Raw genomic sequence first — 10,833 nt, 5'->3', positions numbered from 1 at the left:
GCTATCCTCCGCCGACGACAACCGCGCGCGGCGGCGCGGTACGGCCGAGACGAGGGGCTTGATGGAGACAGGGGCGGGCGTGGGGCGCGAGACCGGAGCCAGACCGTACGACGTGGTCCTCTTCGGGGCGACCGGCTTCGTGGGCGAGCTCACCGCGGAGTATCTGGCCGAACACGCCCCGGCGGAGTGCCGCTGGGCGCTCGCCGGGCGCAGCCTCGGCAAGCTGGAGGCGCTGCGGGACCGGCTCGCCGCCGGGCGGCCGCACCTCGCCGCCCTGCCGCTGGTCGTCGCGGACTCGGCCGACCCCGGCTCGCTGCGCGAACTCGCCGAGTCCGCACGGGTGGTGGCGACCACGGTCGGCCCGTACGTCTGGCACGGCGAGGGTCTGGTCGCGGCCTGCGCGGAGGCGGGCACGGACTATCTGGACCTGACGGGCGAGGCCGAGTTCGTGGACCTCATGTTCGTACGGCACGACGCGCGGGCCCGGGAGACCGGCGCCCGGATCGTGCACGCCTGCGGCTTCGACTCCGTCCCGCACGACCTGGGCGTGTACTTCACCGTCCGGCAGCTGCCGGAGGACGTGCCCCTGCGGGTCGACGGCTTCGTCCGGGCCGGGGCCGCGTTCTCCGGAGGGACCTTCGCCTCGGCGCTGACCGCGTTCGGCCGGGGCCGGGAGATACTGCGGGCGGCGCACGAACGGCGCCTGCACGAACCGCGGTTGGTGGGACGCAGGGCCCGCGCGCCGCTCGGCGGGCCCCGGTTCAGCCGGGAGACGGGCACCTGGGCGCTGCCGCTGCCGACGCTCGACCCGCAGGTGGTGACCCGCTCGGCGGCCGCCCTCGAACGGTACGGGCCGGACTTCCGCTACCGGCACTACGCCTCCGTGAAGACCCTCCCGATGGCCGTCGGAGGCACCGCCGTCATCGGCGCGAGCGTCGCCGCCGCCCAACTCCCGCCCGTCCGCTCCTGGCTGATGGGGCGTTACGGATCGGGCGAGGGCCCGTCGGCCGAGCGGCGCGCCCGCAGCTGGTTCTCGGTCCGGTTCGTCGGCGAGGGCGGTGGGCGGCGGGTCTTCACCGAGGTGTCGGGCGGCGACCCGGGCTACGACGAGACGGCGAAGATGCTCGCCGAGTCGGCCCTCTGCCTCGCCTTCGACCCCCTGCCGAAGACCGCCGGCCAGGTGACGACGGCGGCGGCGATGGGCGACGCCCTGACCGCCCGCCTCCAGGCGGCCGGCATCCGCTTCCGGGTGGCGCACCGGGGATAGGACTACTCCGCGCGGCCGGGCCGGATCACGGCGGTGCCCGCGTCCAGGTCGACGCCCGTACGGGGCGGGGCGCCGTCCTGGACGTCGTGGCGGATCAGCCGCTCCTCCTCGCGCTGCTCGATCTGGACGCGCTTGTTCGCGTTCAGGAAGGCGAGCAGTTCGTCGGTGGCGGTGACCCCGGCACCGGTCGGCGTGTCCTTGGCGCGTGCGGCGAGGAGGCGCCGCACCCACTTCGGCCGGCCCGTCCGCAGGACCACGTGCCGGGCCGCGCCGAGGAGGAACGGCACCATGACGACCACCGCCATGACCATCATGCTCACCATCATCACCATGTCCGCCCAACGGCCGGCGGCACGGGAGCGTTCCCTCCCCGCCGGTCCCGCGGGTCAGGGCCGTACGAGTCGGAAGGGGTGGCCCGCCGGGTCCGCGTAGACACGCGCGTCGCCGGTCTCCCCGGCGAGCGGTACGGCTCCGAGCGCCAGGACGGCCTCGTGGGCGGCGGCCAGGTCGTCGACCCGCACGTCGAGGAGGAACTGCTGCTCGGGCGCGCCCCAGACGGGCGGGTGGTGGTCGGCGACGCCCTGGAAGGCGAGGACCGGGCCGTTCTCGCCGCGCAGCACGGCGGAGCCTTCACCGACGGCCCAGCGGGGGTCTGGGCTCTCGATCTCGCCTCCGACCAACCGGCGGTAGAACTCGGCGAGTTCGCGGGCGTCGGGGCAGTCGAGGACGACGCACCGCAGCTGCCCGATCATCCGAGCGTCCAGCTGGTGAGGACGTACAGGATGGCGCAGGTCCAGGCCAGGGCGAGCACTCCGGCGGTGGCGAGGACCAGGGTCAGGCCGCGCCCGGTCGAACGCGGCGGAGCGGAAAGGGGAGTTGTCATGAACCCCACTCTGCCGGGCCGGGCGGCGGGCCGGTATCCGTACGCGTACTCAGACGTACCCGAGTGCCTCCTTGAGGGCCCTGCGGCAGAGGGAGTCGGCGTGCCGGGTGGTCTCCGGGATCCGGTAGCGCGGGGCGAGGCGGAGGGTGTGGGCGCAGGCGTTGGCGAGGGAGACGCGGTGGCCGACCGAGACGAACACGGGCTTCACCCCGGCCTGGGTGCGCAGGGCCCGGCCCACCTCCTCGCCCTCGGCCAGGAGCGGGGCCGCGTCGCCGCGCGCGGGTCCCGGCTGCTCGTACGCGAAGGTGAAGGGGTTCTTGGCGACGCCGATGGACGCCCGCCCGGTAAGCACCCCGAGGTGGCTGGCGAGCCCGAAGCGGCGGGGGTGGGCGAGGCCGTAGCCGTCGCAGACCAACAGGCCCGGGTCGGCGGTCAGCCTGTCGAGCGCGGCGAGCACGGTCGGGATCTCCCGGAAGGCGAGGAGCCCGGGGACGTACGGGAAGGAGACCCGGCCGACCGCCGTGGCCTCCTCCACCACGTCCAGGGTCCGCGCGTCGAGCACGACGGCCGCGGCGGCGACGAGGTCCCGCTCGTCGTCGTAGGCCACGTCGAGGCCGGTGACGTGGCCCTCGCCGACCGCCGGTCCCTCCTCGTCGCGCACGAGCCGCCCGCGCAGTTCCTGCTGGACGGCCCGGGCGGCGCTCTCGTCGGCGGGCCAGCCCGCCGGAATCTCGATGATCGTCATGATGCGGGCCACCCTACGGCGGGGGCCCGCCCGTGGTCGGCGGTCGGTTCCGGGACGGGCGTACGCCGAACGGGCGCTCGGCCGGCCGGGTAGCCTGGCGATCATGTTCGTACTGGAATTGACCTACACCGCGCCCGTCGAGCGGGTGGACGCACTTCTCGACGCGCACGTCGAGTGGCTGGACGCGCAGTACGCCGCCGGCGTGTTCCTGGCGTCGGGCCGGAAGAACCCCCGCGACGGCGGAATCATCCTGGCCTCCGGGGTCGACCGCGCGGAGATCGAGAAGATCACGGCGGCCGACCCGTTCAGCGTCGAGGGCGTGTGCGCGTACCGGATCACGGAGTTCTACCCGACCAAGACGGCCGACGGGATCGCCGCGTACCGGGAAGAGCTGCCCTCCTAGCCCTCGGTCAGTCCTTCTCGGTCAGTCCTCGGTGGCGAGGCGGGCGATGCGGCCCTTCTCGCCGGAGGCCCAGCAGGAGCCGTCCGCGGTGCAGTCGACCGTGTCGTACGAGCCGGTGTCGACCGTGCGCCAGGTGCGGCCGCCGTCGGTGGTGAGGTCGGTGCCGGTCGGGCCGACGGCGAGCGCGGCGGTCCTGCTGTGCGGGAGCCAGGCGACGCCGGAGCGGTAGGCGGGCGGCGGCGTGGCCGAGGGACGCCAGGTGCGGCCCCCGTCGGTGCTGACCGCGCCGGCCCGCGGGGACGGCTGGTCCTTGCGGTAGTCGCCGCCGACGGCGATGCCGTGGGTGCGGTCGCGGAAGGCGAGCCCGAAGACGCCGCGGGCCGGATCGCCGACCGGGATCGGCGTGTCGGTCGCGGTCCAGTTCAGTCCGCGGTCGGCGGAGTGGAGCACGCGCGCGGTGGCCCCGCCGCCCGTCGCGATCCACACGTCCCGGGGCCCGGCCGACACGAGGCACTGGCCGCTCGCGGCGAAGCCCGCCTCGCCGGGGAGCGCGTCCGGCATCCCGGCGCTCGGCAGGACCTCCCAGGAGCGGCCGCCGTCGCGGGTGGAGAGGATGCGGTACTTCCCGTCGACCGGGTCACTCATGGCGAGTCCGTGCCGGTGGTCGAAGAAGGTCATGCAGTCGTAGAAGGCCCGCGCGTCGGTGTTGCGGAAGGACTCGGTCCAGGTGGCGCCGCCGTCCTCGGTGCGCAGCACCCGGGAGGCCTCGCCCTCCCCGATGGCGAGGACGACGGCCCGGCGGGCGTCGAAGGCCTCGACGTCGCGGAACTCCAGGTCGCCCGCACCGGCCGGCGACACGTTGCGCCAGCTCCGGCCGCCGTCGGTGGTGAGCAGCACCGTGCCCTTCGAGCCGGCGGCCCACGCGGTCCTGCGGTCGACCGGCGCGAGCCCCCGGAAACGGGCGTCGGTGCCGGTCGGTGTCAGCTGCCAGCCGGCCGCTGCCGTGGGGGTCTCCCCGGCCCGCGCCGGGGCGGCCAGGGTCAGCGCGAGCGCCGCCCCGATCAGCCCCACCGACATCATTCGTCTCGTCTTCCCCATGGACGTCATGGCGCCGGAAGCTAGTGCCCCGGGCCGCTCCGCGTCCAGGGTGCGTCCCCGGCCGGGCGTTCCTAGGCTGGTCGCATGGCAGACCGTACGACCGACCGTACGAGCGAGCGCACGAGCGACGAGAAGCCGAGGCTCAAGGAGTACGAGGGCGAGGGCATCACCGTCACGTTCGAGCCGCGCCGCTGTCTGCACGCGGCCGAGTGCGTCCACGGCCTGCCGGAGGTCTTCGACGTGTCCCGGCGCCCGTGGGTACTGCCCGACGCCGCCGAGCCCGACCGGGTCGCGGAGGTCGTGCGGTGCTGCCCGTCCGGGGCGCTCCAGTACCACCACCGCGCCGAGGACGCCGTGTCCGAGCCCCCGGACTCCCCCACCACGGTGCGCCGCACGCACGCCGGGCAGCTGGTGATACGGGGCGACCTCGTCGTGACCGGCGCGTACGGGGACCGCCACGAGACCCGGGTGATGCTCTGCGGCTGCGGGGCCTCCGGAAACCAGCCGTACTGCGACCACTCGGGCCCCTGCGCGGAACCGGACGACGAGGACGTCCCCGAGCAGCGGTGACGACCTCCGCGCCGGACGACCGTGAAACCCCGGTGACACAGGTCACGTGGGGGCCCAGTGCACGTTCCGGCCGTCCCGCTCGTCTAGAGGGGTGTCAGGTGCCCTGGTGTCGGGGAGACGCACAGGATCCGAAGCCCGCGTGAGAGGAGCCGGTCTTGTCCGCCGTCATCGAGCAGGCCGTGCAGGCCCGTCTGGTCGCGTCCGCGCCCCGGATGGAGACCGTCCCCGCCACCCTGCGGTACGACCGCGAGGATCCGTACGCCGTGAGCATGGCGTTCCCGCCGCCGGCCACCCTGGAGGGCGTCGAGGTCTCCTGGGCCTTCGCGCGCGAGCTGCTCGTCCAGGGGGTCGAGCGCCCGGCCGGGGTCGGGGACGTGCGCCTGCGTCCGTACGGGTACGACCGCACGGTGGTCGAGTTCCACGCCCCGGAGGGGGTGGCCATGGTCCACGTCCGGACCTCCGAGCTGCGCCGCTTCCTGGAGCGCTCGCAGCATCTGGTGCCGGCGGGACGCGAGCACCAGTACCTGGACTGGGACCAGGGCCTGGCGGAGCTGCTCCGCGACCGCCCGTAGACCGCCCGTACACCGCCCGTGGCGGAATCCGCGTTAAATCGTTTGCCGCCCCTCCGGCCCGGGGCGTACGGTCGGTCCTGACCTTGTCGTCACCCGATCGGAGAAGGACGTTGCTCGTCTGAGGTTGCGAGACACCGAGCCGCGCGTGCCCCCTGTGCCGCGTGTGCCGTTCTCGACCTCGGCGTACGAGCCGTTCTCCACACTGCCCGCGCCCCGGTGTCTCCCGCGTTGCTCCTTTTTCCACGCTTACGCGACCCGGAGGCCTGCATGGCGCATCACCACCCCACTTTCATCACCTGTTCCTCCCTCTCCTTCTCCTGGCCGGACGGCACCGAGGTCTTCGACGACTTCCGGCTCTCCGTCGGCCCCGGCCGCACCGGCCTCGTCGGGCTCAACGGCTCCGGCAAGTCCACGCTCCTGAAGCTGGTGGCGGGCGAACTGACCCCGCAGGACGGCACGGTCCGGGTCACCGGCGAGCTCGGCTACCTTCCGCAGAACCTGGTCCTGGACACCGCACGACGGGTGGACGAGATCCTCGGCATCGCCGCGAAGCGGGCCGCCCTGCACGCCATCGAGGCGGGCGACCCCGCGGAGGAGCACTTCACCGCGATCGGCGACGACTGGGACGTGGAGGAGCGGGCCCGGGCCGTCCTCGACCAGCTCGGGCTCGACCATGTCGGCCTGGACCGGACCGTCGGCGAGATCTCCGGCGGCGAGTCCGTGCTGCTGCGCCTCGCCGCGCTGCTGCTCGCCCGACCTGACGTACTCCTGCTCGACGAGCCCACCAACAACCTGGACCTGCACGCCCGCGCGCGCCTCTACGAGGCGGTGGAGAAGTTCTCCGGGGTCCTGGTCGTGGTCAGCCATGACCGTGAACTCCTGGAGCGGGTCGACCAGATCGCCGACCTGCGCGACGGCGAGGTCGACTGGTACGGCGGCAACTGGTCCGCGTACGAGACGGCGCTCGCCGCCGAACAGGAGGCGGCGGAGCGGATGGTGCGGGTCGCCGAGGCCGACGTACAGCGACAGAAGCGCGAACTGTCCGAGACCCAGATGAAGTTGTCCCGCCGCAAGCGGTACGGCCAGAAGAGCTTCGAGAACAGGGTCGCGTCGAAGCTCGTGGCCAACAGCAACAAGAGGAACGCCCAGGTCACGGCCGGCAAGCAGCGCACGCTGCACGCGGAGCGACTCTCGGAGGCCAAGGAGCGGCTCGACGCGGCGGTCGAGGCGGTACGGGACGACGACGAGATCCGCGTCGAGCTGCCCCGCACCTCGGTGCCGCCCGGCCGCGAGGTGCTCTACCTGCGGGAGCTCGAACTGCGGTACGGGGCCCGGGTCGGCGGCGAGTTCGACCTGCGGGGCCCGGAGCGGATCGCCCTGGTCGGCCGGAACGGCGCCGGGAAGACGACGCTGCTCCGGACGATCGCCGGGGAGCTGGAGCCGCTGTCGGGCGAGGTCGAGAGGAAGGTGCCGCTTCGCTTCCTGCCGCAGCGGCTCGACGTGCTCGACGACGAGCTGAGCGTGGTGGACAACGTGGCCCGTGTCGCGCCCGCGGCGACGCCGAACACGATCAGGGCCCGGCTCGCCCGGTTCCTGTTCCGGGGGGCGCGGGCGGATCAGCCCGTCGGCACCCTGTCGGGCGGGGAGCGGTTCCGGGCGACCCTGGCCGCACTGCTCCTCGCGGAGCCGGCTCCGCAGCTGTTGATGCTGGACGAGCCGACGAACAATCTGGACATGGCGTCGGTGCGGAAGCTGACGGCGGCCCTCGACGCCTACGAGGGGGCGCTGATCGTGGCGAGCCACGACGTGGCGTTCCTGGAGTCGCTGGGGATCACGCGCTGGCTGCTGCTCGACGGTGAGCTGCGGCCGACGACGGCGGAGGAGGTCAGGGGGACGGCCCCGACCCCGGCCTGATCCGAAGGACTGCCGAGGGAGAAGAACCAGCGGTGGAGAAGGACCGGTGGCGGAGGAGGACCGGTGGCGGAGGAGGACTAAGGGTGGAGAAGGTCTAGTGGTGGAGTAACGCCCAGGACTTGGTGCCTCCGCCGGGGGTGAGGACGGGGGCGAGTCCCCAGTCCCCGCCGTGCTCGTCGACCGCCGCGGCCAGCAGCCACATGCTGCGGCTGCGGCGGTCGCGGCATTCCTCGGCCGCGTGGGGCGAGGAATGGGCCGGATGCTGGTCGTAGAGGACGATCCGCAGGGCCTCGAACTGCCAGCGGACGCGCAGGATCATCTCCCGGTCGGGGGTGAACCGATAGGCGGCGGCGACGAGTTCGGAGGCGGCGAGGACGGCGGGCTCGCAGAGGTGGGAGAGGCCGTGCCCGGTGAGGAGCGAGCGGACCGCCTCGCGCGCGAGTTTCGCGCAGTAGGCGCCGCCCGGGAGCAGCATCGAGTAGCTGAGGTTCTCCGTGGCGGGAGGTACGGGCCCGGCCGCGGCGGCGGTCGGGAGGCAACGCAGGGCGCCCTTCATCGGTTTGCTCACATTTCCTGGTGCATGGGGGGTACACGCACACGGGCACGGTAGCCCCGTGTGAGACTTGCGCTACCGACCGTAGCGCACGACCGGAGCACGGTGCTACTACTTGCGGGTAGTCGTGTCATTCCGGCCAAAACGACGGCCCGGTCCGAGCCACGGCGTCACGGAGCAAAAGGGAGATCGAGCGTGCCACCCAGGAGCAGCCCGACCGCGCGACAGCAGCGCCTCGGGAGCGAACTGCGCAGACTGCGCGAACAGTCGGGGATGTCGGCCCAGCAGGCCGCCGCCCTCCTGGGCGTCGACCGCACCCGCATCCCGAACATCGAGTCGGGCCGCTTCGGGATCAGCGCCGAACGCGTCCGCACCCTCGCCTTCAACTACGGCTGCCCGGACACCGGACTCGTCGACCTCCTCGCCGGCATGGCCCACGAGCGGGACCGGGGCTGGTGGGAGGAGCACCGCGGACTGCTGCCGCCCGCACTCCTCGACATCGCCGAACTGGAGTTCCACGCCTCGGAGTTGACCACCTCCGTCACCACCCACATCCCCGGCCTCCTGCAGACCGAGGAGCATGCCCGGGCGGTCTTCGACACCGCCGTGCCCCCACTGCCGGGACCCGACCTGGAGGCCCGGCTCGCCCTGCGGCTGCGCCGCCAGGAGATCCTGGACCGGGACCGGCCGGTGCCCTACGAGGCCGTGATCCACGAGGCGGCGCTGCGCATGCAGTTCGGCGGACCGAAGGTCGCGCGGGCCCAGCTGGAGCACATCCTGAACCACACCGAGCGGGACACCGTCTCCGTACGCGTGATCCCTTTCGCCGCGGGGGGTTTCCCCGGGGCGGGCCAGTCGTTCACCTACGTAGCCGCGCCGGTGCCGCAGCTCGACACCGTGCAGCTCGACTCCTCCCACGGCTCGCTCCTGCTCAACACCGACATGCAACTGCGTCGGTACCGCGGCCTGCTGGACCGACTGCGCGGGCTCGCGCTGTCCGCGACCGAATCACGCGCGTTCGTCCGCGCCATATCCCAGGATCTGTGAAGGGCCCCACACCATGAACGTCACGACCGACACCCCCACCGCCCCGTCCGCCCCCACCGCCGTCGCGATCGACTGGAACGAGGCCTTCTGCAGCGAGGGCGCCAACTGCTTCCGCTTCGGCCTCGACGACTCCGGCCGGGCCTACATCGGGTCGACGCTCTCCCCCGGCGAGTACGTCAGCGACTCCGTGGAGGCGCTGCGGGCGTTGATCGCCGCGGTGAAGGCGGGCGCCGCCGACCACCTGCTCTGAGCGGCCGGGCATCTGCGCTGCGTAATCGACCGCTTGGCCGGTGACCGCCGACCCGGACGTGACCTGCGTCTCCGGCACCCCGCCGGAGCAGCACACATAACGGAACGTAACCGGACATCGCCGGGACGGGCTTGGCCGACGCTCTTACGGAGGCTTAACCTACGGTCTCGTAACCTACGAATCCGTAGGTAATCCCGTATGCCCTTCTCCGTCCCCAGGAGTTCCCCGTGACGCTCACCTCTCCCCCCCTCGGCAGCTCGGCAGGGTGGACCGACGCACGGCTGCTCTACGCGCTCGAAGAGGTCGTGGAGAAGGAGCTCAACCGGCACCTCAAGGTCACCAAGGACTGGATGCCGCACGAGTACGTGCCGTGGTCCGACGCCCGGAACTTCCCCGGCTTCTTCGAGGACGGCGAGGCCTGGGACCCGTCGCAGTCCAAGGTCACCGAGATCGGCAAGATCGCCCTCGTCGTCAACCTGCTCACCGAGGACAACCTCCCGAGCTACCACCACGAGATCGCCAGCCTCTTCGGCCGCGACGGCGCCTGGGGCACCTGGGTGCACCGCTGGACCGCCGAGGAGGGCCGGCACGGCATCGTGATGCGCGACTACCTGCTCGCCTCGCGCGCCGTCGACCCGGACAAGCTGGAGCAGTTCCGGATGGCGCACATGAGCGAGGGCTTCGAGTCCGACAACCGGCACTCGATGCTGCACTCCGTCGCGTACGTGGCCTTCCAGGAGCTCGCCACCCGCATCTCGCACCGCAACACCGGCCACCAGTCCGGCGACCCGGTCTGCGACCGGATGCTCGCGCGCATCGCGACCGACGAGAACCTGCACATGGTCTTCTACCGCAACCTGCTGGGCGCGGCCTTCGAGCTCGCCCCCGACCTGACCATGCAGGCCGTGCGGGACGTCGTGGTCAACTTCCGGATGCCCGGACACGGCATGCCGGGCTTCGAGCGGGCGGCCGCGCAGATGGCGATCGGCGAGATCTACAACATGCGCATCCACCACGACGACGTCCTCCAGCCCGTCCTGCGCTTCCTCAAGGTCCTCCAGATCGAGGGCCTCGGCCCGGACGGCCTGCGTGCCCAGGAGGAGCTGGGGCTCTACATGAACGGCCTGGACAGCGAGGCCAGCAAGTTCGACGAGAAGCTCGCCGCCCGCAAGGCGCGGATGGCCGCGCGCGCGGCCGGCTGAGGCACCGGTCCTCGCGGGGGCGGCTCAGCGGCCCTGCCGCTTGAGCCGCCCCCGCTCCTTCTCGGAGAGCCCGCCCCAGACCCCGAACCGCTCGTCGTGGGTCAGCGCGTACTCCAGGCACGCCAGGCGCCCCTCGCACGCCCCGCACAGCTGCTTGGCCTCGCGCGTCGAGGACCCCGGGGCCGGGAAGAAGAACTCCGGCCCGGCCTGGGCGCACAGGGCGTTCTCGCGCCAGCTCATGTCGGGCTCCGGTGCGGTCAGTACGGTCGTGTAGGTCTGCATGCCGTACACCTTGCCGAGGGGCCGTAAACGCGCCATCAACGTTCGAT

At 72.6% G+C, this 10,833-nt stretch carries 15 protein-coding genes; 8 read left to right on the top strand and 7 right to left on the bottom strand.

Features of this window, described 5'->3' with window-relative positions; all coding sequences use genetic code 11:
* Window positions 1-61 precede the first annotated feature (61 nt).
* The gene (locus SVTN_RS31400; RefSeq protein WP_425429025.1) at window positions 62-1,267 is read left to right on the top strand and encodes a saccharopine dehydrogenase family protein; all 1,206 of its coding nucleotides are present in this window, start codon (window positions 62-64) and stop codon (window positions 1,265-1,267) included.
* A gap of 2 nt (window positions 1,268-1,269) precedes the next feature.
* On the opposite strand, the gene SVTN_RS41195 is transcribed toward SVTN_RS31400, so the two are convergent.
* The 4 genes from SVTN_RS41195 to SVTN_RS31385 form a co-directional block, all read right to left on the bottom strand.
* On the bottom strand, window positions 1,270-1,581 hold the full coding sequence (locus tag SVTN_RS41195) for a DUF6191 domain-containing protein (protein ID WP_159026516.1): 312 nt from the start codon (window positions 1,579-1,581) through the stop codon (window positions 1,270-1,272).
* A 72-nt stretch (window positions 1,582-1,653) separates the two neighbouring features.
* A complete protein-coding gene (locus SVTN_RS31390) occupies window positions 1,654-2,019 on the bottom strand; it encodes a VOC family protein (RefSeq protein ID WP_041132127.1) in 366 nt (121 codons plus the stop codon).
* The gene (gene mmpA, locus SVTN_RS46240; protein WP_281192586.1) at window positions 2,016-2,150 is read right to left on the bottom strand and encodes a morphogenic membrane protein MmpA; all 135 of its coding nucleotides are present in this window, start codon (window positions 2,148-2,150) and stop codon (window positions 2,016-2,018) included. Before mmpA ends, SVTN_RS31390 begins: the two co-directional genes overlap by 4 nt.
* Before the next feature lie 49 nt (window positions 2,151-2,199).
* Complete coding sequence (locus SVTN_RS31385) at window positions 2,200-2,895, bottom strand: endonuclease V (protein WP_041132126.1); 696 nt, start codon at window positions 2,893-2,895, stop codon at window positions 2,200-2,202.
* A 103-nt stretch (window positions 2,896-2,998) separates the two neighbouring features.
* On the opposite strand from SVTN_RS31385, the gene SVTN_RS31380 reads away from it, so the two are divergent.
* A complete protein-coding gene (locus SVTN_RS31380) occupies window positions 2,999-3,298 on the top strand; it encodes a YciI family protein (protein ID WP_041132125.1) in 300 nt (99 codons plus the stop codon).
* 21 nt (window positions 3,299-3,319) lie between these two features.
* Here SVTN_RS31380 and SVTN_RS31375 read toward each other — a convergent pair whose 3' ends face one another.
* A complete protein-coding gene (locus SVTN_RS31375) occupies window positions 3,320-4,396 on the bottom strand; it encodes a WD40/YVTN/BNR-like repeat-containing protein (RefSeq protein WP_245727966.1) in 1,077 nt (358 codons plus the stop codon).
* 84 nt (window positions 4,397-4,480) lie between these two features.
* Between SVTN_RS31375 and SVTN_RS31370 the strand changes: the two genes are divergently transcribed.
* The 3 genes from SVTN_RS31370 (at window position 4,481) to SVTN_RS31360 (ending at window position 7,452) form a co-directional block, all read left to right on the top strand.
* Window positions 4,481-4,966, top strand: a complete 486-nt coding sequence (locus tag SVTN_RS31370) for a (4Fe-4S)-binding protein (RefSeq protein WP_041132124.1) — start codon at window positions 4,481-4,483, stop codon at window positions 4,964-4,966.
* Window positions 4,967-5,121: 155 nt separating this feature from the next.
* Complete coding sequence (gene ssgD / locus SVTN_RS31365; protein WP_041132123.1) at window positions 5,122-5,538, top strand: spore wall synthesis regulator SsgD; 417 nt, start codon at window positions 5,122-5,124, stop codon at window positions 5,536-5,538.
* A gap of 267 nt (window positions 5,539-5,805) precedes the next feature.
* Complete coding sequence (locus tag SVTN_RS31360) at window positions 5,806-7,452, top strand: ABC-F family ATP-binding cassette domain-containing protein (RefSeq protein ID WP_041132122.1); 1,647 nt, start codon at window positions 5,806-5,808, stop codon at window positions 7,450-7,452.
* Window positions 7,453-7,546: 94 nt separating this feature from the next.
* On the opposite strand, the gene SVTN_RS31355 is transcribed toward SVTN_RS31360, so the two are convergent.
* A complete protein-coding gene (locus SVTN_RS31355; protein WP_245727696.1) occupies window positions 7,547-8,020 on the bottom strand; it encodes an ATP-binding protein in 474 nt (157 codons plus the stop codon).
* A gap of 180 nt (window positions 8,021-8,200) precedes the next feature.
* Here SVTN_RS31355 and SVTN_RS31350 point away from each other — a divergent pair, with 180 nt between their 5' ends.
* The 3 genes from SVTN_RS31350 to SVTN_RS31340 all read left to right on the top strand — a co-directional run bounded on the left by SVTN_RS31350 (window position 8,201) and on the right by SVTN_RS31340 (window position 10,504).
* A complete protein-coding gene (locus tag SVTN_RS31350) occupies window positions 8,201-9,052 on the top strand; it encodes a helix-turn-helix domain-containing protein (protein WP_041132120.1) in 852 nt (283 codons plus the stop codon).
* Between the two features lie 13 nt (window positions 9,053-9,065).
* A complete protein-coding gene (locus SVTN_RS31345) occupies window positions 9,066-9,302 on the top strand; it encodes a hypothetical protein (RefSeq protein WP_052499396.1) in 237 nt (78 codons plus the stop codon).
* Window positions 9,303-9,529: 227 nt separating this feature from the next.
* The gene (locus SVTN_RS31340; protein ID WP_041132119.1) at window positions 9,530-10,504 is read left to right on the top strand and encodes an acyl-ACP desaturase; all 975 of its coding nucleotides are present in this window, start codon (window positions 9,530-9,532) and stop codon (window positions 10,502-10,504) included.
* 24 nt (window positions 10,505-10,528) lie between these two features.
* On the opposite strand, the gene SVTN_RS31335 is transcribed toward SVTN_RS31340, so the two are convergent.
* On the bottom strand, window positions 10,529-10,786 hold the full coding sequence (locus SVTN_RS31335) for a WhiB family transcriptional regulator (RefSeq protein ID WP_052499395.1): 258 nt from the start codon (window positions 10,784-10,786) through the stop codon (window positions 10,529-10,531).
* Window positions 10,787-10,833: the final 47 nt, after the last annotated feature.

Origin of the sequence: Streptomyces vietnamensis (assembly GCF_000830005.1) — a bacterium.
Taxonomy (GTDB): Bacteria; Actinomycetota; Actinomycetes; order Streptomycetales; family Streptomycetaceae; genus Streptomyces; species Streptomyces vietnamensis.
The sequence above is the reverse complement of the archived record's forward strand: the minus strand, read 5'-3'. Positions and strand labels throughout refer to the sequence as shown.